General features: G+C 41.5%; 20 protein-coding genes. 14 read left to right on the top strand and 6 right to left on the bottom strand.

The features are described 5' to 3' along the window. Positions 1-59: 59 nt before the first annotated feature. Positions 60-986 carry a manganese-dependent inorganic pyrophosphatase gene (locus tag QL229_RS13270; protein WP_138557034.1) on the bottom strand — a complete coding sequence of 309 codons (927 nt, stop codon included), beginning with the start codon at positions 984-986 and terminating at the stop codon, positions 60-62. 151 nt (positions 987-1,137) lie between these two features. Here QL229_RS13270 and QL229_RS13265 point away from each other — a divergent pair, with 151 nt between their 5' ends. From QL229_RS13265 to QL229_RS13245, 5 genes are all read left to right on the top strand, one after another. Next, on the top strand, positions 1,138-1,629 hold the full coding sequence (locus QL229_RS13265) for a hypothetical protein (RefSeq protein ID WP_235382228.1): 492 nt from the start codon (positions 1,138-1,140) through the stop codon (positions 1,627-1,629). Between the two features lie 11 nt (positions 1,630-1,640). Beyond that, entirely contained in the window at positions 1,641-2,450 is an 810-nt protein-coding gene (gene mutM, locus QL229_RS13260; protein ID WP_235382229.1) for a bifunctional DNA-formamidopyrimidine glycosylase/DNA-(apurinic or apyrimidinic site) lyase, read from the top strand. 74 nt (positions 2,451-2,524) lie between these two features. Beyond that, entirely contained in the window at positions 2,525-3,751 is a 1,227-nt protein-coding gene (locus QL229_RS13255) for an efflux RND transporter periplasmic adaptor subunit (RefSeq protein WP_199527350.1), read from the top strand. Positions 3,752-3,753: 2 nt separating this feature from the next. Further along, positions 3,754-6,888, top strand: a complete 3,135-nt coding sequence (locus QL229_RS13250; RefSeq protein WP_281547043.1) for an efflux RND transporter permease subunit — start codon at positions 3,754-3,756, stop codon at positions 6,886-6,888. Then, positions 6,881-8,251 (top strand): efflux transporter outer membrane subunit, encoded by a 1,371-nt coding sequence (locus QL229_RS13245; protein WP_281547042.1) that lies wholly within the window; start codon positions 6,881-6,883, stop codon positions 8,249-8,251. Before QL229_RS13250 ends, QL229_RS13245 begins: the two co-directional genes overlap by 8 nt. Positions 8,252-8,476: 225 nt before the next feature. Here QL229_RS13245 and QL229_RS13240 read toward each other — a convergent pair whose 3' ends face one another. The 4 genes from QL229_RS13240 to QL229_RS13225 are packed head-to-tail and all read right to left on the bottom strand — an operon-like array spanning position 8,477 to position 12,071. Beyond that, positions 8,477-8,965 carry a DUF3299 domain-containing protein gene (locus tag QL229_RS13240; protein ID WP_135926146.1) on the bottom strand — a complete coding sequence of 163 codons (489 nt, stop codon included), beginning with the start codon at positions 8,963-8,965 and terminating at the stop codon, positions 8,477-8,479. 8 nt (positions 8,966-8,973) lie between these two features. Then, positions 8,974-10,296, bottom strand: coding sequence for an ABC transporter permease (locus QL229_RS13235; protein ID WP_281547041.1), 1,323 nt, complete (start codon positions 10,294-10,296; stop codon positions 8,974-8,976). After that, complete coding sequence (locus QL229_RS13230) at positions 10,283-10,981, bottom strand: ABC transporter ATP-binding protein (RefSeq protein ID WP_281547040.1); 699 nt, start codon at positions 10,979-10,981, stop codon at positions 10,283-10,285. The genes QL229_RS13235 and QL229_RS13230 overlap by 14 nt, the downstream gene beginning before the upstream one ends. Before the next feature lie 16 nt (positions 10,982-10,997). Continuing rightward, complete coding sequence (locus QL229_RS13225) at positions 10,998-12,071, bottom strand: CDP-glycerol glycerophosphotransferase family protein (protein ID WP_235403855.1); 1,074 nt, start codon at positions 12,069-12,071, stop codon at positions 10,998-11,000. A 217-nt stretch (positions 12,072-12,288) separates the two neighbouring features. On the opposite strand from QL229_RS13225, the gene QL229_RS13220 reads away from it, so the two are divergent. From QL229_RS13220 to QL229_RS13180, 9 genes are all read left to right on the top strand, one after another. Further along, entirely contained in the window at positions 12,289-13,395 is a 1,107-nt protein-coding gene (locus QL229_RS13220) for a phosphoribosylaminoimidazolesuccinocarboxamide synthase (RefSeq protein ID WP_138557026.1), read from the top strand. A gap of 166 nt (positions 13,396-13,561) precedes the next feature. Then, positions 13,562-14,209: a methylamine utilization protein gene (locus tag QL229_RS13215; protein ID WP_281547039.1), complete on the top strand. Its 648-nt coding sequence runs from the start codon at positions 13,562-13,564 to the stop codon at positions 14,207-14,209. Continuing rightward, complete coding sequence (locus tag QL229_RS13210; RefSeq protein ID WP_281547038.1) at positions 14,202-16,517, top strand: EAL domain-containing protein; 2,316 nt, start codon at positions 14,202-14,204, stop codon at positions 16,515-16,517. Before QL229_RS13215 ends, QL229_RS13210 begins: the two co-directional genes overlap by 8 nt. Then, positions 16,504-17,337, top strand: coding sequence for a DUF3034 family protein (locus tag QL229_RS13205; protein WP_135926140.1), 834 nt, complete (start codon positions 16,504-16,506; stop codon positions 17,335-17,337). The genes QL229_RS13210 and QL229_RS13205 overlap by 14 nt, the downstream gene beginning before the upstream one ends. Before the next feature lie 2 nt (positions 17,338-17,339). Further along, complete coding sequence (locus QL229_RS13200) at positions 17,340-17,756, top strand: group 1 truncated hemoglobin (RefSeq protein WP_281547080.1); 417 nt, start codon at positions 17,340-17,342, stop codon at positions 17,754-17,756. Positions 17,757-17,842: 86 nt separating this feature from the next. Further along, a complete protein-coding gene (locus QL229_RS13195; protein ID WP_135926139.1) occupies positions 17,843-18,910 on the top strand; it encodes a CDP-glycerol glycerophosphotransferase family protein in 1,068 nt (355 codons plus the stop codon). After that, positions 18,907-19,299, top strand: coding sequence for an adenylyltransferase/cytidyltransferase family protein (locus QL229_RS13190; protein ID WP_135926138.1), 393 nt, complete (start codon positions 18,907-18,909; stop codon positions 19,297-19,299). The genes QL229_RS13195 and QL229_RS13190 overlap by 4 nt, the downstream gene beginning before the upstream one ends. Before the next feature lie 77 nt (positions 19,300-19,376). After that, positions 19,377-20,540: a capsular biosynthesis protein gene (locus tag QL229_RS13185; protein ID WP_281547037.1), complete on the top strand. Its 1,164-nt coding sequence runs from the start codon at positions 19,377-19,379 to the stop codon at positions 20,538-20,540. Further along, positions 20,540-21,379 (top strand): sulfurtransferase, encoded by an 840-nt coding sequence (locus tag QL229_RS13180; RefSeq protein ID WP_138557021.1) that lies wholly within the window; start codon positions 20,540-20,542, stop codon positions 21,377-21,379. Before QL229_RS13185 ends, QL229_RS13180 begins: the two co-directional genes overlap by 1 nt. On the opposite strand, the gene QL229_RS13175 is transcribed toward QL229_RS13180, so the two are convergent. Further along, a complete protein-coding gene (locus QL229_RS13175) occupies positions 21,354-22,892 on the bottom strand; it encodes a tetratricopeptide repeat-containing sulfotransferase family protein (protein ID WP_281547036.1) in 1,539 nt (512 codons plus the stop codon). The genes QL229_RS13180 and QL229_RS13175 overlap by 26 nt on opposite strands. Positions 22,893-23,219: the final 327 nt, after the last annotated feature.

Here is a 23,219-nt window from a genome sequence, read left to right as displayed (position 1 = left end):
AGCGAACCTTTGACATTAAGGAATAAGCTGTATAGATAATCTAAACAGTCTTTTGCAAATTAGATTTTTGCGAAAGCGTCTTGTAGTGGTGGTACTACTTGCTTCTTACGGCTTAATACACCATCTAACCAAACGCGACCGTCTTCTGATTTAACATCATAAGCAGCTTCGATTACTGCTACGTCATCAGACGCAATTAGCATTTCTGAGCCTTCTTTCATGATATCAGTTAACAGGAGTAATACTGAGTGGCGGCCGCCTTCTTCTTTAAGCTTTGCGATGTCTGCTTCAAGATCTGCTTTGATTTCATCAAATACAGCAAGGTCGATAACTTCTAGCTGGCCAATACCTACTAGCTTACCGTTCATATTGAAGTCTTTGAAATCACGCATTACTAAATCGCGTGCTGGCGTGCCTTCAACTGCTGATTTAACCTTGAACATTTCCATGCCAAGTTCTTTGAAATCTTCAATACCAGCGATTTCAGCAAGTGCTTCAACACACTTGATATCAGCCGTTGTGCAAGTTGGTGATTTAAAGATCACAGTGTCGCTTAGGATAGCGCATAACATTATGCCTGCGATATCTTTTGGAATTTCTACATTGTAGAAGTCATACATCATTTTGATGATGGTGTTTGAACAACCCACTGGGCGGATCCAACATTCAAGTGGTGTTGACGATGTTAAGTCGCCTAATTTGTGGTGATCAACAACACCTACAACACGTGCTTCATCGATGTCATCAGGTGCTTGTGTTTTTTCTGTGTGGTCAACGATATAAACGTCTTCGCCTGCGTAGCTAAGTTTTAGCTCAGGTGCTTCGAAACCGAATTTATCTAGGATAAATTGTGTTTCAGGTGATACTTCACCTAAACGCGTTGGGATCGCAGGTTCATTGATTTGGTTTTTTAAGTAAGCAAGCGCAATTGCACCGCAAATTGAATCTGAATCAGGGATCTTATGACCCACTACATACATTGACATTGACGGAACTCCTTTAAATTTGGCGGATATTTTAGCAAAGTATCGACAGATTGATACATAACAGACATGAAATTTTGTTGATCAATTACAACTGCCAATTAATGTCCTTTTTGGTTACACTTTAAGATATTGAAAACTGAGGAAGATACTGATGCGTTTGAGCCGAAAAGCATGGAATAATGTGGTGATTATTTCGATGCTACTGATGATTTTTTTCTTCAATGGCCTCCATAAAAAGCTCAATACTCAGCCCGTTGAAGAAGGAGTGCAAGCGTTACTCCCAGAGCAAAGCTTCATTTTGGCGATGGCATTTCCAGAATTAAAAATTGAGCGTATCGGCACCTCTTGGCGTAGCCAGTCATTGCAAAAAGCCTCTTGGCAAGGCGATGAACAACAGCTCGAACAACTCGTTGAGCTTTGGCAACATCAAAAACTCACTATTGCCAGTATTCCTGTTAGTCAAATTTCTCAGTCGTCAGCAGATTATGTTGCTTCTGTGTGGTTAGCCGGGGAGCAATTGCCTGCTGTTTATCAGTTGTACCATATAGATAGTAAATATTATTTATTAGATAAGCGGTTACAGCGGGTGTTTGTGCTTGAGCAAGCTGATGCCGCTAAGTTATTTCCGTTATACCCGTTTTAAGAGAGTCTCAGATGCCTGAATTACCTGAAGTTGAAGTGAGTCGGTTGGGGATCACCCCACATGTGCTGGGTCAAACTGTTGCTAAAGTAAATATTCACAATGCGAGCATGCGTTGGCCAGTGCCGGATGATGTCTATCAATTACAAGGCCTTAAAGTGACATCAATTGAGCGCAGAGCAAAATATTTACTACTCGGCTGTGAGCTGGGTAGTGTTATTTTGCACTTAGGAATGTCGGGCAACTTACGAGTTGTGAGCGCTGATGAGCCATTAAAAAAGCACGACCATATCGAATTTATTTTAGCTTCAGGTAAAGCGTTGCGGCTTAACGATGCTCGTCGCTTTGGTGCTTGTTTATGGCAAGCGCCAGGTGAATGTCATAATTTGCTGAGCAAGCTTGGGCCAGAGCCATTAACAGATGAGTTTGTGGCACAGCGTGTTTACGAACAGTCGAGAAACAAAAAAGTACCCATTAAACAGTTTATTATGGATAACGCGGTGGTAGTTGGTGTAGGTAATATCTACGCTAACGAATCGTTATTTAAAGCGGGGATCCATCCAAAGAGAGAAGCTGGCAAGGTTTCTTTGCAGCGTTATCAGCAATTAGTGCCTATTATTAAAGAGACACTCGCTGCAGCCATCACGCAAGGCGGCACAACGTTAAAAGATTTTGCTCAAAGTGATGGTAAGCCAGGTTATTTTGCCCAGCAATTACTGGTGTATGGCCGCAAAGGTGAGCCATGTGTTAATTGCGAGGAGCCATTAAAAGAAATTAGATTAGGACAAAGAAGCACAGTGTACTGCTCTAATTGTCAAAAATAACAACGAATCCCTCATCTATGTAGTATTGCAACAGATAGCAAGATAGAGACAGGCTTAAGGAATGAGAAGGTTGTATGCTATTAAACAAATACCTCATAGGATATGTGTTGGTAATGGTGCTTGTTGGTTGCTCAAAAGAGCAACCAAACGAGGTAATTGAAGAAGTTGTTACTGCTAAGGTCAAACAGTTTGATGTGCCTTTATACGGAAACTACGTGGCACGCACAGATGCGTCGCTGGATGTTGAAGTACGCGCGCGGATCACAGGCTTTGTAGAAAGTGTTGAGTTTGTCGAAGGAAGCTGGGTTGATGAAGGGGATTTACTCTATACCATTGACGATAGACCTTACCGAGCCAAGCTTAATCGCGTTAAAGCGGCACTGCAAAAAGACCAAGCAGCGTTGGCTAAAGCCAAACGGGATGTAACTCGTTTAAAACCCCTTTACGAGCAAGATGCAGCAAGCCAGCTCGACTACGACAACGCTATTTCTATTCAAGAGCAAGCGCAAGCGTCATTATCAGCAACCCAAGCAGAGCTTGAAGAAACGAAGCTCGAACTCGAATATACCCGCATTACAGCGCCAATTAGTGGCATGGTAGGTAGCTCTGAAGCTGATTTAGGTGCGCTAGTCGGCACTAACGGTATTTCTTTGCTAACCACTATTCAGCAAATAGATCCTATCTACGTTAATTTTAATATGTCGGCACTGGATTACTTAAACGCAAAACGCCGTATGAGTAGTTTGATGGATCAGCTACAAGCCGAACAAAAAGGTAAAGCGCTTGAAGGATTCGTGCGTATTTCTTTGCCAGATGGCAGCGAATATCGCTACTGGGGTGATGTGAGCTTTACTGACCCTAAGATTAGCCCGAAAACAGGCACCTTTAAAGTACGGGCACAATTACCCAATCCCGACAGTGAGTTATTACCAGGCCAATATACTAAAGCGCGCATAAAGTTGTCGCAGATCAGTAACGCCATTGTCGTCCCTGAGGAAGCTACACAAGTTGAACAGGGTGGTATTTATGTGATGGTGGTGCTTGATTCAGGTGTGATAGAGCGGCGCTTTATTGTTGTTGAGCATTATGGTGAGCAAGGTATTGTGGTCAGTGGTGGCTTGAGTGCGGGTGAACTAGTCGTGGTTAAAGGCTTGCATCGTATTCGTCATGGCCAACAAGTGAAAGCGATTTCACTCGAGGAGTTTGAAAAGCATCAACTAACCCCAAACGCCGATCATCAACTACTCGCCCCAGATAAACCTGCAAAACAGGAAGATAAAAATAAAGCGCAGGGAGTTTAATTATGTTTTCGCATTTTTTTATTAAGCGCCCGGTGTTTGCCATCGTTATTTCGCTAGTTATTTTACTCACTGGCTTGGTCTCGCTTTTTACTTTGCCAATTGATCAATACCCCGATATCGCTCCGCCATCGGTTAAAGTGTCGGCTTCATTTCCGGGAGCAACCGCCGAAACCGCATCTGAATCTGTAGCTATTCCACTTGAGCAAGAATTAAATGGCACGCCAAACATGTTGTATATGGAGTCAAAAGCCACTAACTCGGGGAGTGTTGGGATCACACTCACTTTTGATGTTGGTACCGACCCTGATCTCGCCCTTGTAGATGTGCAAAATACTGCAAGCCAAGCAGGCAGTAATTTACCTGTTGATGTGCAAACTGAAGGGGTGACAGTGTCTAATGAAAGCTCAGTCGAGCTTTTGAAGCTAGCGCTGACATCTGATGACCCTCGCTATGACGAAATCTATTTGAGTAACTACGCTAGCATCAATGTTGAGGCGGCTTTAAAGCGTGTTCCGGGGGTTGGTAAAGTGCGTAACACCGGCTCGCGCTCTTATGCTATGAGGGTCTGGTTAAAACCTGACATTTTAGCGGGCTATGAATTAACCGTGAATGATGTGAATGCAGCAATCAAAGCACAAAACAAAGAGGCCGCTGCCGGTGAGATAGGTGCACAACCTATGAAAGATTCCATTAAACTTAACTTTCCGGTACGAGCGCAAGGAAGGCTTAATAAGGTTGATGAGTTTAATAATATTATGCTGCGAGTTAATAGTGATGGCTCGATGATTCGCTTGCGGGATGTTGCAAGGGTTGAGCTGGCTTCCTCTGCGTATACCTTAAACTCAAAACTCAATGAACAACCAGCCACCATTTTACAGGTTTATATGTTGCCAGGCTCTAATGCATTAGCGGTTACTGAGCGTGTTAAGGCAGAGATGGAACGCTTGAGCGCGGCTTTTCCGAAGGGAGTGAAATGGCAGCTTTTTTATGATGCCTCTGAGTTCATCAAGCTGTCGATTAATGAGGTGATCAATACCCTTATTCAAGCACTAGTTTTAGTGATTTTAGTGGTGTACTTATTTTTGCAAAATTGGCGAACGACCTTGATACCTGCTTTAGCTGTGCCGGTGTCGATAATTGGTACTTTTATCGCCTTGGCAGCATTTGGATTTACCATTAACAATGTCAGTTTACTGGCTATGGTATTGGCAATCGGCATCGTCGTTGATGATGCGATTGTTGTAGTCGAAAGTGTTGAGCGACTGATCAATGAGCAAAATATGGAGGTAGTTGCTGCTACTAAGCAAGCGATGACAGAGCTTTCTGGCGCCATAGTGGCAACCTCTTTAGTACTGGCAGCGGTGTTTGTGCCGGTGTCATTTTTAGCCGGTATTACGGGCATTATGTACCGAGAATTTGCGATTTCAATTACCGTTGCGGTACTCATTTCGACCCTAGTTGCGTTAACCTTAAGCCCTGCTTTATGTGCGATTTTCTTAAAACCTAGTACCCCCTCAAAGAATAAGGTTTTTGTTAAGTTTAATAGCTGGCTTGAAGGTATTGGCGAAAAATACACCTGGCTTGTAAAGGCTAGCTGTGCAAAAGCAAAGCGCAGCTACATTGCCTTTTTTATTATGTTAGTAGGAGGCTATTTTATGTTTAGCCAACTACCAAGCAGCTTTATGCCGCAAGAAGATCAAGGGCGCTTTTTTGTTGATATTACCTTGCCAGATGCGGCAACGGTTTCACGTACCAATGAAGTAATAAGCAAAGCAAACCAATTTGTTATGAGCCATGCGGGGGTGGCTTATTCATTCACTCTAGCGGGTGAAAACCGCCGTGCTGGTAGTGCGCAATCGCATGGTCAAATGGAGGTGATTTTACAACCTTGGCAAGTGCGTGCGGAGCAAGGATTTACGGTCACAAGTGTGATGAATGATATACGTAAGCAGCTGTATGCCATTCCCGATGCTGAGTTTAATGTGTTTCAACCATCAGCTGTGGCAGGGCTTGGTTCGGGCTCTGGCGTTGAGTTTGCGCTGCAAGAAAAAACAGGAGGCAACTTAACGGGTCTAGTTGAATCGCTCGAGGTACTGCTGGCAAATTTAAATAACCGCCCTGAAGTTGCTAAAGCAAGTAGCTCACTGCGTGGCTCAGTACCTCAGCTGTTTTTAGAGTTAGATAGAGAAAAAGCCATGGCATTAGAGGTGCCGATTGCCGATGTTTACAGCACAATGAAAGTGCTTACTGGCTCATCAACAATTAATGACTTTAATTTATTTGGCCGCGTTTATCGGGTTAAAGTTCAGGCTGAAGATGAATTTAGGGCACGCCCTGAAAACCTCAACGAATTTTATGTGCGTTCAAAAAATGGCGCTATGGTGCCATCAAATGTGCTTGCTAAGTTAAATTTAACAACCGGTCCGTCTGCGATAAATCGCTTTAATATGTTTACCAGTGCCATGGTGAATGTATCGCCAGCTGAAGGCTATGCATCGGGTGATGTAATTAACGTAATTAAAGAGGAAGTGGCTAAATTACCAACAAATATTGGTTATGAATGGACAGGCTTAACTTATCAAGAAATTCGCTCATCGGGTCAACTAGGTATTGCGGTGAGTTTAGCGATTGTGTTTGTTTTTTTGTTTTTAGCAGCGCTTTATGAAAGTTGGGCATTACCATTTGCGGTATTACTTATCAGCCCTATTGCCATGTTAGGGGCCTCTATATTGACCTTGGTGACAGGGCATGAAAACAACTTATTTTTTCAAGTCGCGTTTATTGCATTGATAGGCCTTGCAGCGAAAAACTCTATATTGATTGTTGAAGTGGCTAATCAGCTTTACCAAGAAGGTATGAATGCCGTTGATGCTGCAATAGAAGCCGCCCGTTCTCGTTTTCGACCCATCTTAATGACCGCAGCCTCTTTTGTGCTTGGCGTTTTGCCGTTAGTACTTGCCTCTGGCCCCGGAGCAGTTGGTCGGCAGTCGGTTTCTATGCCTATTTTAGGGGGGATGTTACTGGCAAGCTCTATTGGCATCATTTTAGTGCCACTGTTTTTTATTACCGCTGCACGCTTTGTGAAAAAACAGCCAATACTGGCCTCTAAAGAAGTAGAGGAGCAAGTTGATGCATAAATTGTTGCCATTGTTTTGTTTTGCTTGCTTACAAGGCTGTGCTGTTGGCCCTGATTTTGAAGTGCCTGAGCATAGCAAAGTCACTAACTTTATGGGGGCCGCAGCAACGCCACAGTCGCAGGCTTTAGCTGGCTGGAAGCAAATATATAGCGACCCACATTTGCAAAAACTGATTAGCCAAGCGCTGGTTAATAATCAAGATATGTTAATTGCGCAATCGAAAATTATCGAAGCGCGAGCTCGATATCGGATTACCGATGCCGCTTTATGGCCTGATGTAAGCGTAGGGCTTACCTCGGAACGAGAAGAAGAGCTTAATAGTAGCCCTGAAAATACATTTGATTTAAAAGGTTACTTAAGTTGGGAGCTAGACTTATTTGGCAGTAATCGGCGCGCAAGCGAAGCCGCACTGGCAAATTATTATAGCCAAGAGCAAGCCCGAAATGCGTTGCAGCTCGCCTTGATTGCTGATGTGGCGCAGCAGTTTTTTGCCCTTAAAGAAGTTGAAGAGCAATTAAAAATTAGCCTAAGTACAATTAAGCTTCGTGAGAAAGAGCTTGAAATTGCGCGTATTCGCAAAAAGGGCGGTATTATTTCAGGGCTAGAACAACGCCAAGCTGAAGTAGAGTTAGAATCAGCGAAGGTGAAGATCCCGCCATTACAGCACAGTGAAAGGCGGATTATTAATCAGTTAAAGTTTTTAATTGGTGATGCCAATGCTGATGTGCAAGGGGGTAATGAGTTATCTGTGCAAACCCTTCCTAAGCAACTACCAACAGGGTTACCTAGCGAACTGTTAAAGCGTAGGCCAGATGTGCAACAAGCAATGTATCAATGGCAAGCAGCAATGGCTGAGATTGGGGTCGCAAAAGCGGCGTTATTTCCAAAACTTAATTTGTATGCTGAGCTTGGTAGTGAAAGTACTGATTTTAATGATTTGCTTGCCAGTAATTCGCAGGTTTGGTTGCTGGGCTCAGAGCTGTTAATGCCAATATTTAATATGGGCCGCAATCAGGCAAATTTAACGGTTGCGGAACAACGGGCTTATCAGGCAAGTATCAAATACCAAAAAACAGTGCTGGTGGCACTGCAAGAAGTGAGCAATCAGTTATCGAACTACCAGTCGGCAGAGCAAAGCTATGATGCGCAAAGAAGCTTGGTGCTCAGTAGTCAAGATTACTACCGCTTAGCACGCCTTAGGTATAGCAATGGTGTTGCCAGTTCACTTGACTTAATGGATGCCCAGCGGCAGTTATTTTCGGCAGAAATAGCGTTATCGCAGGCAAAGAATGACCGTCTGCAAAGCCTAGCAACGCTCTATAAAGCCCTTGGTGGTGGATGGTATGATACCAATCCGCAATAATACTTAATCATTTTGAGGGATTAAACCTGTCGCTATCTGCGTTAAAAATTTCTGATTTAGAACAACTAAATAACGAAATTTTTGCCTTGCTATCAACGAGGTTTTATTGCCTCAAAATAGATCACTTAATTAAGCGAATTGGTATGAATTGAGCGAACAGGAATTAGAAAAAGAAAAAGTAGTGGATTAATTTAAAGAGCATGCAAAAGCATGCTCTTTAAAAACTTATAACTCAAATGGTGCTACGCCAACGGCTTTCATCTTGTAGCCTACTTGAGCAATTTCACCAGACCAGGTTTCTGTGCTGATAACGCCTGTCACTACGATCGCATCGTACAGGCTTTCGATTGGCACACCGCCTTTAATAGTAACATGCACAATTTGGTTTGGTGGCGGTGGTGGTACGTGAATACACGCTCCAAAATAAGGCACTAGTAAAAACTCGGTGATCACTTCGCTATCGCCTTCTAGTGGTACCACAAAACCAGGCAAACTCACTGATTTTCCATCAAGCTCCTTTACCACAGGCGCATCCAGGTCTGGTTGCACCCAGTTTTGCTCGCTACCTTCATGGTTTGCTTGTGCTTGGGTGTCGATTTGGACATGACCTTTTGGAATTAAATCTTCCCAGAAAATTTCTTTTGGTGCGCCAGCATTGGCTGTAGCGCACACAAATAATGTGACTAAAGCGACGAGTTTTCGAAAAAACGGCATAACATTCCTTAAATTTTAATACTCATACCATCAGCAAGAGAGTAGAAATACGCACGGGTTGCAGGAATTAACCCAACAATAAAGCCTGCAACCATTATCGCAGCTAAGAGCATAAGTTCATAGGATGACAATAAAGCTATATTTAGGCTTATTCCGGCATGGCTTTGCAAGTAATCTGCGCCGAGTAGCATTAAAGCATAGAACAATGCGGTGCCAACAATGCAGCCAAGCCCTGTAATGAGTAACGATTCGACACTGATCAAGGTGAAAATATGCCAAGGCCGTGCGCCAACAGAGCGTAAAATAGCAAGCTCTCTGCGGCGTTGATTTAAGCTTGAAAGCAGGCTCGTTAACATGCCAAGTAAACTGATCAGTACCACGACAATAGAAAATAACAGCAAGATTTTTTCCACGATAGAAAGCATTTCCCAAAGTTCACGCAAGGTAACGCCCGGCATAATGGCAAGCAGTGCTTCATCTTTGTATTGGTTGATATTACGACGCACTTGTAAGGTATAAAGCGGAGAGTCAAAACCAAGTAAAAAAGCGGTTATTTGTTTTGGTGTACCCACTAAATCAACATTATCATGCTGGTCGTGGTCGTGGTCGTGGTCGTGGTCGTGGTCGTGGTCGTGGTCGTGGTCGTGGTCGTGGTCATTTGCATCAGCCTGAGCGGGTTGATGTTGATGAGCATGGCCGCCATGAATCTCCTCAATTGCTGCCAGTGGAATATGCAGGGTTTTATCAACAGGCGTCCCCGTTGCTTTTAAAATACCGACCACTTTAAATGGGTTATCGTCATGGTTATGAAAGCTGGTATTGCCCATGCCGTGTGCAATCACCACTTCATCGCCAAGCTGATAGCCTAAGGTGTTGGCAACCTCAGCACCTAACACAACCTCAAACAAGTGATTAAATTCATGACCTTGTGAAAAGCTTAACGGTTGCTTTTTAGCAAAGCGATAGTGCTCAAAATAGTCTTTATTTGTGCCAAGCACAGCTAAGCCTTTGTGGCTGTCGCCAAGCGACATAGGAATAGCCCATTTTACGCCGCGTTGCCCTGTGATGTATTGGTAACTTTTCCAGCTCACGCCATTGTTAGCATGACCAATACGAAATACTGAAGACAGCAGTAGTTGGATGTCACCGGTACGTGCGCCAACAATTAAATCAGTGCCTGAAATTGTATTGCTAAAGCTACTTTTGGCATCGACTCGAACGCGCTCAATCGACATCAGTAGCATAACGCTAATTGCTATCGTAAATAACGTGAGTAGGGCACTGGCTTTACGGTTTAATAAACTTTTCGCGGCGAGTTTAACGAGTAGCATGTGTGCCTCCTTGTAACTCGACAAGGCTGATACTACGAGTAAATAATGTTTGTAGTGTTTCATCATGACTAACAAAAATTAGCGTGCTATTTGCCGCGCTTGCTTGCTCAAATAATAATTTTACGAAGGCTTGGCGATTTTGTGTATCGAGTGCTGAGGTAGGTTCATCTGCAATGATAATTTCAGGGCTGCCTATAAAAGCACGCGCAGCAGCAACTCTTTGTTGTTGACCAATACTAAGCTGTGCAACGGCTTGATGTTGCAAGGAATCATTTAGCCCTAAAGCACTGAGTAAGCGGCTTGCCTCTGCTGCTAATGTTGCACTATTTTTTAATGCGTTTGTTTGCCTTTGTTTTGAAAACTGGCATCCTAAAGTTACGTTTTCAATAGGGGATAAATAAGGTAATAGATTAAAGTTTTGAAAAATATACCCTATGTGGTCGGCACGAAAACGGTCACGTTGACTGTTGCTAAGCTCGTTTATCGCTTTATTAAGTAATTCGATACGACCTTGATTAGGAATAGTAACACCAGCGAGCAGTGATAATAAGGTTGATTTACCACAGCCGCTTGGACCATGAAGAAAAACATGTTCGCCTTGATCAATATCTAATTTAGAAATATTGATCGTCGGCTCAGGTTGTTTTGTGTGCCACTTGAATAGCACGTTTGCAAGCGTGATCATAACGACCTATCAATTGTTACCATCGCCAGTAATTTAATTTTTTGCGCATCTTAAAGTTACGAATAAAGTTACGTGGTTTTGGCTTAAGTGCTGGATTGCTCAATAGTAATTCATTGCTTGCAGCAAGTACACGTTGACTCGATAAGCCGTCTTGATAAGGGTGAAGCTGTTGACAAAACTGCTCAATTTTTTCCATTAATTCAGCTGGTCGTGTAAAGGCATAATCTATCGCCTCAGTTAGCTTATCGGCATCAGTGATATCTATTAGGTGTTCGCCAGGTGCTTGGTTACAGAAAGTGACAACAGGCTTTCTTTGTAAGATAAACATCAACAAAATAGACGAGGTATCACATAGCATGACATCTGCCGCTTGTAATAGCGGTAATACATTATCGGTCTCGACAAAGGTAAGATTCTCATTTTGAAGCGCTTTGTATTTCGCAACAAGCTCGCTTGGCATTTTCGGGTGAAACTGCATTAAAATACGCCACTTTCCTTGCTCACTGTACGCTTTTATCTGCTCGTATAATTTAGGGGCAAGAGATAGGTTGCGAGAAAATGTTGAACAAATTAAAAGCGTTTGCCTTTGATCGCTCTCATCTATGTATGGATTGTTCGCCATTTTCGAAAATAACGGATCAAGAGTTGGCCAACCTGTTTCTTTGGTTATAAAAAAGCCATGTGCTTTAGCTAACTCTGAAAATCTTTTACTCGTATTTGGGCCTTGAGTGCAATATAAGTCAAAACAACCTCTTATATTGAAGTGATCTTCATATCCTCTTCGATTTAACTTTCCTGAGTTAAAGCCATGAAAAACAGCTACTTTTTTACCGGGTATAAAGTTTGGAATAATATTGCCAGGTATAAAAGAAATATCTGGATTCCAATCTATTACCGATTCAATTGAAGTGAGACAAGATTCATCAGAGTGCAAAAAGTCAGGATTAACTTCATCACCCTCTAAAAACCATTTTACTTCGCCTCCGCGCGCTAGAATCTCTTTCTGTAAAGGGCGCAAAATAGCGTAAGAGTAGTTTTGAGAAATATACATTAAGTATTTTTTGTCTGCTGTAGCTGCTAAATAATCCAAGAACACCTCCTATTGCGAGACAATATTATAACGAAATCGCGCTTATGACAGCAAAATTACAGAATCGTGAATTATTTATTGTATTTAGCGTTCTTGATTATGCGCAGATAACCGGGCAATGATTGAGCTTTAAGCACGTCTGGATTATTATAGGCGGCCATAACCCCAATCCCATACATGTGCTCACAGGAGCATGCCAAATACTATCGGAGATAGCATGACTAGCTATAAAGTTTTAGACGTAAACGATGATTTACCGATCCGTACAAAAGGTGCGGTTCATAGTGGTAAAGTGCGTTCAGTTTATTGGTTAACTGATGAAGACAGCGCTCGTTTAATTAGTGAAAAAGGGTACCAAGTTCCAAAAGGTACTGAGCTGGCTATTATGGTTATTTCTGACCGCATTTCAGCGTTTGATTGTATTTGGCAAGGTGAAAACGGCTTAAATGGCGTGCCAGGTAAAGGGATTGCACTGAACTCAGTGGCATCTCATTGGTTTAAGTTATTTGATAAAGCAGGCCTTGCAGGTAATCACATTGTTGATATTCCTCATCCATACGTGTGGATTGTCCGTAAAGCGAGTACGGTTAAAGTAGAAGCGATTGCTCGTCAGTATATTACAGGTAGCATGTGGCGTGATTACGCTAAAGGTACGCGTAATTTCTGTGGTATTGATTTACCTGAGGGCTTAGCCGCGAACCAGAAGCTAGAAGAAGTGTTAATCACGCCATCAACCAAAGGTATTATCCGCGGTGTTGCTGATATTCCAGAAGTTGATGATGTGAATATCACGCGTGAAAACATCACGAATAACTTAGCTGTTTTTAACTTTAAGTCTGAAGACGATGTCGCTAAATACGAGCAATTACTTGTTGAGGGCTTTAAGCTGATTAGTGATGAACTTGCACAGCTAGACCAAATCTTTGTCGATACTAAGTTTGAATTTGGTTATGTTGAAGACATTGATGGCTCAGATAAGCTTATTTACATCGATGAAGTGGGTACACCTGATTCATCACGCATTTGGGATGGCCCTGCTTATCGTGACGGTAAAATTATTGAAAACTCAAAAGAGGGTTTCCGTCAGTTATTAATTAATAACGTGCCAGACAGCGACGTGTTATTAAATAAAGACCGCATGGATGAGCGCGAGCAGTTAGCAAAAGATTACACATTGCCAGAATCTGTGATGCTTGAAGTGTCTAATACCTATGTTGGCATTGCCAGCAAAATAATTGGGCAAGAAATTACGATTCCAGCTGATCCTCGTAGTGAGGTCATTGCGATATTAGATAAAGAGTATGGCTTAATTAAGCACGGTTAACTTTTATCAATCAGATTTAGCAATTTGCTAGGTCAATAATACTAAAGCCAAGCTTTTTTCTAAGAAAACAGCTTGGCTTTTTCTTGCTTTTAACGCTTCTAGTCATTAACTTAAACTAAGATTAACCTATACTAATTAGCTAACTAAGCTAAGCAAGGATCTAATTATGTCGATTTTTGCGCATTGTGCTCGCGCTGTGTGTGGTCTTGCAATATTTTTCAGCTCTATAAACTTATTCGCTGCAGATCTTTCGTTTGTTGTGCGTGATCAATCTGGAGAGCCTTTAGCTAACGCCGTTATTGAGCTTGAAAGTTCAGCACATTCGTCACCGCAATCCTTGCCAGTAGCGATAATGGATCAGGTAGATAAACAATTCTCACCGTCAGTTTTAGTGATCCAACCAGGGCAGTCTGTGGACTTTCCTAACAGTGATAACATTCGCCACCATGTATATTCATTCAAGCACAGTAAAGTATTTGATATTAAATTATATTCAGACCGTCCAGAGCAGCCGGAGCGCTTTGAAGACCCAGGTGTTGTTGTGCTGGGTTGTAATATTCATGACTCAATGGTGGGGTATATCTATGTGGCAAATTCGAACAAAGTCATAAAAACCACAGCTGATGGCAAAGTGACTCTTAAAGGCGTGACTTTACCTACTACCTTTACTGTGTGGCATCCTAATCAATTAACACCGCTCACTAAAAAGCAATCAGTCACCTTATCTGAGCAAGGCAAAGATGTAAGCATTAACGTTCAAGAACCTGCACCACGAAACACATTTGGTGAAATGTTTAAGGGCAACAATGATTAATAGTTTAAGAGGGCGCATCATTGCATTGTGTGTGAGCCTAGTCCTTTTGACTAGCTTAGTTAGCTTGGTAAGTTCCTGGTGGTCAGCGAATCGCTTTAATGATCAAAAGTTACTTGAAGACATTAATGTTGCTGAAAATGTTTTTAAACAGTATCTAAGTGCTAAAGAAAGTTTATTACTTACAGCTGCAAAAGTGTTGACCGCTGATTTTGGTTTTAAGCAAGCGGTTGCTACTCAAGACGCAGACACAATTAGTAGTGTGTTGAATAATCACAGTCGTCGCATAAATGCTGATGTGATGATGCTAATTGATTTATCTGGGCAATTAATTTCCGCAAATACTGATTTTAATCATACGCCTAGTGAATTTACCCCATTAATGAATCAGCTTATGGTCAATGCTGATCAATCGAACTTCATTGTGTTAGATAAAACGCTTTATCAGGTCATTTTATTGCCAGTTCGAGCTCCTCGTACTGTGGCATATAGCTTAGTGGGATTTGAAATCACGGACCTTGTGGCTGAAGAGCTAAAAAATCTCACCACGATGGATGTTAGTTTTATTGGCGAAGATGATGGTGTGGTTGAAACATCACTGGCAGAGCAGCCAAAAAATAACTCAGTATTAGCGCATTTTAATACGCAAACAACACAACGTATTTTTGGTGAAAAGCCCGTTTATCGTAATCGACTTGTGCAGTTACCTTCTCTACCAGGACATTTAGTTTCTGTATTGTTAAGTGCAGATCTTACTCATAGTTACCGAGAATTTGAGCAGCTGTTTTTTACTATTATTATTCTTGCTGCCATAACGGTTGTGATAGGTGTGCTTACTAGTGGCATATTAGCAAAAAACCTTACCACTCCCTTATCAAAGCTCACCTCACTGGCACAACAATTTGCGCTTGGAAACTATAAAGCTGAGTTTGTAGGTAATAAGCAAAGTACAGAAATCATTACCTTAGTTGATGCATTTAATAACATGGGTAATGACATAAAAGAGCGTGAGCGGCAAATAAGTTTTCAAGCAAGTCATGACTCTTTAACGGGCTTTTTAACCCGCTCTGCGATGTTAGAAGCAATGGAGTCATTATTTGAAGAAGGTGCAGAATACACGCTGGTTGCAATCGATATACGTGGCTTACGTCATATCAATGATAAGTTAGGACCACGTATTGGCGATGATTGTTTAAAAGCGGTTGCACAACGTATTGCCGAATTTGCAGCGCACTCAAAAGGAATGAACGCACGTATTGGGGGGGATGAGTTTTTAACCATTCTGCCAGCAAGAGATACCGGGCAGTTTAAAGATGCTGTCATGAAGATGCTTGCACAATTACAAGCGGGTTATTTAATTCAAAGCTTAAACATCACGTTACGCTTTAGTGTAGGAGTTGTGCATTGCTTTTCACAAAGTGTCAGTCCTGAAGATTTAATGAGACGAGCATTGATTGCGGTTGATACCGCTTCTTGTGAGCACAAAGCCATTCATTATTACCAAGAAGGCGAAGATGAAGAACATCTTGAGCGTTTAGCGATTATTGATGAATTAAAGCAGGCATTATTGGATGATGACGGTCAGTTGTTTATGACTTATCAACCTAAGCTAAATATTAAAACACAGCGTATTGATAAAGTTGAATCGCTGATCCGTTGGCAGCGAAAAGACGGTCAATGGGTGTCTCCAGAGTTGTTTATCGACTTAGCAGAACAGTCGGGTGTTATTGTTGAGCTGACATCATGGGTTGTGAAGACCGTGGTTTCGCAAGTTTCACAGTGGCAACAGCAAGGGATTACGATGCAAGCTGCTATTAATGTTTCTGCACAAGATATTGCTTATCCTCATTTTTATTCGCACCTAGCAAAACAGCTAGAGCAACATAATTTAAGTGGCCATTTGATCACGATAGAGCTAACAGAGCGCGACATGATCGAAAATGAAGAGCAAGGCATTAAAGCGCTAGAAAACTTAAAAACATTAGGTGTAAAAATATCACTTGATGACTATGGCGTTGGGCAAACCTCATTGGGGCGCTTGAAGCTACTACCTATTGATGAGTTAAAGCTGGATAAGTGTTTTATTTTACAACTCGATCAATCGAAGCAAGATCAATTTATTGTTGAGTCAACGGTGAACTTAGGCCACCAGTTAGGTTTTTCTGTTGTAGCTGAAGGTGTTGAAAATAAACCATCGCTAGACTTATTGATAGACATGAAGTGTGATTATGCACAAGGTTACTATTTGAGTAGACCACTAAAATCTGAGCAATTTTTGCAGTGGTTAGAGGTATACAATGAAGCATCTTAATGGGTTTTTTAGCTTAGTTCTTTTAGCCTTTGCAAGTACGGGGCACGCAGCTTCAGGAAAATTATTAGCAACACCAGGCGTATCGCAAGTTGAAGGCAGCGCTGGCGGCGGTATCGTACCTTGGGCGCAACTTGCGGGCTATGCAAGCGATAACGAAATAGCCATCAATGGTTTTTGTAGCCGAGCAGATGTGAGTGATTACAGCTTAGATGTATGTGGTGCACAAGTTAACTTTTATGATCGTGTTGAGCTTAGCTACGCGGAGCAGCGCTTTGAAGTTCCTGCATTAAATACCGATATTGAGCAATCAATTACTAGCGCAAAAGTACGTGTCTATGGCGATATTGTTTACAGTAAATGGCCACAGTTGAGCTTGGGTGTACAACATAAATCATTGGATGACGGTAGTATTGCAAACCTATTAGGTGCAAAAGACACCAGCGGTACTGATATCTACTTAGCTGCCAGCAAGTTGCACTTGGGCGCTCTTGCAGGTTACAACTGGTTTTGGAATACCACCTTTCGCTACAGCGATGCGAATCAACTAGGTTTGTTAGGCTTTGGCGGTGCTGATAGCGATAAAGAGGTATTATTTGAAGCATCGACAGCGGTGTTTTTAACGCACCAATTAGCTGTAGGGGTTGAGTATCGTGAAAAATCCAACAACCTTGGCTTAGGGGAGCAAGATTGGCAGGATGTGTTTATTGCCTGGTTTCCTAATAAACATGTAAGTGTAACAGCTGCGTGGCTCGATTTAGGGCGTATAGCTGGTGCTGACGACCAAACTGGTTGGTATCTTTCTGTAACAGGGTATTGGTAATGATGAAACGTCTTTTTATTCTAGTGTGTTGTATTACTTTTCTTGGTTGTGCAGGCAAAAGTAATGACACCGTTTATCAGCAGGTAGGCGGCCAACAAGGTATTGAAAGTCTAGTCGATAGTTTTATCAATCAAATAGGCCGTGATGCTGATATTTTGCCTTATTTTAAGCAAACGAATGTTGCACACTTTCGTCAAGGATTTATTATCCACTTGTGCAGTGTTACCAATGGCCCATGTGAGTATCAAGGTGATAGCATGGTCGATATCCATACTGGCATGCATATCACTGAAAAAGACTTTAATCGAGTTGTTGAACTATTAATAAACGCGATGGATGAGCAACAGATCCCGCAAACAGTGCAAAACAAGATTTTAAGCCGTTTAGCACCCCTTCGCCCTGAAGTTATTAATATTTAGCTTTTAACAAACTTTTTATTGATGGCTGAAACAAAAATGTAATTTATGTACAATGGCCGGCATTATCAACTATAAAGCTGTAAAAAATGCAACTATACTTTGATGTTCAACATCTTTATTACATTCCGCAGTACACCCCTGTATTAAAGGAGTTGTTATCAAATGGTCACCAAGTGTCGATGGTTTTTTATGAAAATCAAGATGCACGCAGTTTGGCTGCATGTAAAAGGTTTATAGAAGAACAGGGTATTAATGCGTTTTGGTTAACAAATAAAGAGGAAACCTTCTCTTTCTATCAAAACTCAGACGCAGATTGGGTTATTTTTGGTAATACCTTTGCCGGGGCTGAGCAGCTCAATAAGAAAACGGCGTTGATGCAACATGGTATTGGCCCCAAGCAGTGTTATTATGATGTATCGCATAATAAAACAACGGTACGTTTTGTTGAGGGAGAGCACAGGTTGCAGCGCCTCCAAGCGTTATACCCAGACGGTAACTTTGTTGATAGTGGCTACGCCAAATTAGATCCTATTTTCAACCAAACAATGAGTCATATTGATCTCAGTCGCTTAGGGTTAGACCCCAGTAAAAAAACACTTTTATATGCCCCTACTTTTTATCCAAGCTCGATAGAGTGTATGAGTGACAGTTTTCCTGCACACTGTGAGAAGTTTAATATCATCATTAAGCCGCACTTCTTTAGCTTGTTTAAACAAAAGTACAAAAAGCAGCGAACAAAACTTCAGCGATGGTCAGAGTTTAAAAATGTTTATGTAGCGAACGAGCATGACTTTGATCTAACGCCTTTTTTAGCAATCGCTGATATTATGGTATCTGATGCTTCATCAGCCATATTTGAATTTGCAGCACTTGAAAAGCCTGTCGTATGGTGTGATTTTTATAAGTTACGCTGGTCATATCGTGGTATTTTTTCATTCCGACTTAAATCTCGATTAGATGAAGATATTAAATACTTCAACAAGCTTTGCTCACGGGCAGGAGACTATAACGAGTTGCAAACTATACTTAACTCCGATTTTTGTGAGACAGCAGAGTTTAAAGAGTCAAGAAAACACATTATTAATAAACTAGCGGGTAAAACGGACGGTCGCTCAGCTAAAAGAATAGTATCTTATTTAGAGGAGCATAAATGAAACGTGTAATAACGTTTGGAACATTTGATATTTTCCATGTGGGTCATATTAATATTTTGGAACGGGCAAAAGCTTTGGGCGATTATTTAATCGTTGGAGTATCTTCTGATGAACTAAATCAAACTAAAAAGGGTCGTAAGCCTGTATATAGTGAATCAGACAGACTGAAAATTATTAGTTCTCTAAAGTGTGTTGATGAAGTGTTTGTCGAACACTCTCTTGAACTAAAAGGCGAATATATTAAAAATCATCAAGCTCACCTACTTGTTATGGGCGATGATTGGGCAGGACGCTTCGATCAATTTAAACATCTTTGCGATGTGACTTATTTAACGCGAACCCCTTCTATATCGACTACAGAAATAATTGAGGTCGTAAGGCAGCCATAATACTGTCATCTAAAATTAACATAATAGCTATATGCACATTTATCTTCTTTCTAATTTAGGTTTTAAGATTTTCTCATATGGCTTTTATTTTTATCTCTCGCAGCAATGTACATGCACGCTATTATAAAAAATTAATTAAACAACTATCCTTCAATTGCACACTGCATATTATGGGCGTACCGCGATTAGGCGCTTTAAAATACCTAAAAATAGCGTCGCAAGTTGACTTTAATAAAGTTATTGCAAATCAACTATTACGCAAGCAGGCACGAAATAGCTTGTGGAGTAATGCAGTAATCATAAAAGTTTATACGATGTTTATGTTATGTGTAGAGCGCTGCCGCTTTGCTAAGTACTATGATTTACTTAAATCAGAGTCACCCGAAGCACTGGTGATTTGGAATGGTAATAAGCTGCCAAATATCACAGTATGTATGGCTGCTAAACAGCTAGGACTGACTACTTATTTTTATGAAAATGGGCTGCTACCGGGCACGACTAGTTTAGATCCGAGTGGTATTAACTATGCTGCATCTTTGCCAAGAAAGAGTCAGTTTTATTTGAATTTCGACAAAGCTAACCAGCTACCATTTTCAGCTCCTGAGTTAATCCCTCGTATAAATCATAAAAAGCGTTGTCAATTTGATGCTATTGAGCTGCCCGAAAGGTATCTTTTTGTGCCTTTTCAAGTGCCTCATGATACACAGATAGCATGTTATTCACCTTGGTTAAAATCAATGGAAGCGTTATATGATGCAGTTGTGGCCTCAGTGAGAGAATTAGCAGATCCAAACCTTAAAGTTGTATTTAAAGAACACCCATCTTGGCATAAGCATTATGCGCACTTGTACGACAAAGACGACGTTGCAATTTTTGCAAATGGCAACTGTACTCGAGAACTCATTAATGGCGCTGAAGCAGTGATTACAATTAACTCGACAGTTGGCTTAGAGTCCTTATTACTAGATAAACAAGTGATTGCCTTGGGGCTTGCTTGTTACAACATTGATGAGCTTGTACTACACGCCAGTGATCAAGCTACTTTGATTAAGTGCTTAGAAAAACTACAAAATGGCTGGCAAGCAAATAGTATTGTAAGAGATAAATTTTTTACCTACTTAAAGCATGTGTATTGCTTGCCCGGTGTTTGGAAAGAATGTACAACTGAGCATGTTGAAGCGGTCGAAAAGCGCTTAACTCAGCAAGATACATTTGCACAGCTATCGCAAAAGGAAAGTTAATGAAAAACATTGTCTCGCCAGAATGGCTTAACGAGCATTTAAACAACGATAATTTGGTTATTTTTGATGCCGGAATGGTGCGTCCTGGCCTGTCTGGGGAATATGCGCCTAAAGCAATGCTACCTAATGCACAGCGTTTTGATTTTAAAAATACGCTGGCAGATAGCACTAACCCTGTACCAAGTATGATGTGCAGTAGCGAGCAATTTGAAGAGCAAATGCAGCTTGCGGGGGTTAACCAAGATTCACTGGTTGTAATTTATGAAGACCAAGGCTTATTCAGTTCAGCGCGTGCATGGTGGATGTTTAAAGCCATGGGGTTTGATAACGTAAAAGTTTTAAGTGGCGGTTTAGCTAAGTGGCAGGCACTTGGCTTTGCAACACAAGCAAGCTATTCAGCTGCTTCTGGGCAAGGCAATTTTGTTGCAAGCCCGCGCGCTGATTACTTTATTAGTGCTGAGCAAGTGCTTAACTCACTTGATGAGCAAAGCACACTAACACTCGATGCACGCCCTTATGCTCGATTTACAGGAGAGCAAGCTGAGCCGCGTGAAGGTATGCGCAGTGGTCATATTCCTAATAGTCGTTGTTTATCGCTGTCAACCGTATTGAATGATGGTGAGCTTAAACCGCTTAGCGAGTTGCAGGCATTATTTGAGCAACATATAGCGCCGCATCATACCCAGTTGCAATTTAGCTGTGGTTCGGGTGTGACCGCTTGTGCAATAGCATTGTGTGCCGATGAATGCGGTTACGCTAACTTACGTGTTTATGATGGTTCTTGGAGTGAATGGGGCGCTCGTCACGACCTACCTATTGAAACAGGCCCGCATCAATAAACTCAGCGTAATTTTGCCAGCTGCCGATACTGTTTTTATTCAGTGGCTGGCGAATTTGCTTTTTACTCGCGGTGGCTGATGCTGCATTGTTGTTATAAAAATTTAGACAGTTTTCTTGCCAGCTTAAATCACAAAAAGCATAGAGCTTCTGAGTTTGTTGGGCAGGCTCGGCCACTAATTGCTCATAGCTTTGTAAAAAAACGTTTTCAGGATACTTGTTGGCAAAATGACTGACTAAAGCCAAGTAATCTTGATGGAATGAGGCTATATCTTCAAGTGTAAAGCTGTAGTGATGAAATACACTTTGCGGGCTATACATCTGCCTAAAATTGGCAATGCTGCAATCACGCCACTCCCGTTGCATACAAACGATTTTAGCATTAGGAAATGCCGCTAAAATAAAATCAATATAGTAAAAGTTAAATGGCTGTTTATCACAACTTATAAGGCCATCACTCAGCAGCTGTGCTCTTTGCTGATAGCTAGCGAGTGCTTTAGTTACAGCGGTTGATGAATAAGCTTTATCAAGCATTTCGCTATCAATCACACGAGCTGATTGCGTGGCGTGTTGTATCAATTGCGCAATATCATTTAATTCCCCAATACCTCGTAGCTGTGTACTTTGATTTAGGATTTTTTCAACTAAGGTTGTGCCAGAGCGGGGCATGCCAACAACAAAAACTGGCGAGAACTCAGTGTCACTACTTGCAAGTACTTGCTGCTTACTTTGCGTAATGAGTTTTTGACAAAAGCGGTGGTGTTGGGTTGCTTGATAATTAAGTTTACTTGCTATGGCTTGCTTACTTAGTGCAAAGTACTTAAATGCATTTTTGTAGTCATTGAGGTGCTCATAATTAAGAGCAAGACTATGAAAATACACTTGTTGTTCAACAATGCTTTTTTCTTTATCCGCCAAAGTTTGTAGTTTTTGAATATGTTGTTCTGCATCTAGAACAGTATTGAGTTCAGCCTGCGAATAGTGGGCTTGATAAAAGCGAGGTTGCTTTGTAGTTAGTTGCTGTAACAAGCTTTTAGCTTCATCGAACAGTCCGTGAATTTTAAAACACACCGCCAAATTATAGCTAATTTGTAGGTTATCCTTGTTGCGTTGGTAGGCTGCTTTTTGCAAGTTAAGAGCGTCGTCATAATGCCCTAAACGGGTGGCAATATTAGCTAATGTATCAAAGTCAGCGGCGCTAAAGTCAGCTGTTTGCAACGCGCTTTGATAGTGCACAGCTGCATTACTTACTTTGCCTAACAGTACGTATAACTTGGCAAGGGCTAAATGGTAAATCGCAAAAGAGGCTAGGCTTAGCGCTTTTTCAAGGAGTTTAATCGCTTTGTTGATATCACCAGCTGCGGTGTTAACTTCGCTGAGTAAAAAGTAACAAACGTGGTCTTCAGGATTTTGCTTTAGGCGCTGCACAAGTAGGTGATGTGCATCGTTCAGTTGCTTGTTGCTTAACAACTGTTGGATATGAGCGCGAAGCGCTTGTTGGGTATCATTTAGCATAAGCGCATAGTATACCAATTCGCCATAATACTTAATTATTTTCAGGTATTATACCAATCCGCAATAATACTTAATCATTTTGAGGGATTAAACCTGTCGCTAGCTGCGTTAAAAATTTCTGATTTACGACTGCATGGATGCAGAAGGTAGAGCAATGCAGGAGCAATTGCCGAGCACAACTAAATAACGAAATTTTTGCCTTGCTATCAACGAGGTTTTCTTGCCTAAAATAGACCACTTAATTAAGCGAATTAATGGAATGGACTCTCTCCACTCCCCAACGGCGTCATAATGCGCCATAGTAGTTTGGGGTAAGTTTTAGCTTAA

The sequence above is a fragment of the Pseudoalteromonas sp. PAR1 genome, assembly GCF_947311895.1.
Taxonomy (GTDB): Bacteria; Pseudomonadota; Gammaproteobacteria; order Enterobacterales; family Alteromonadaceae; genus Pseudoalteromonas; species Pseudoalteromonas lipolytica_C.
This window is presented reverse-complemented; position numbering and strand designations above follow the sequence as displayed.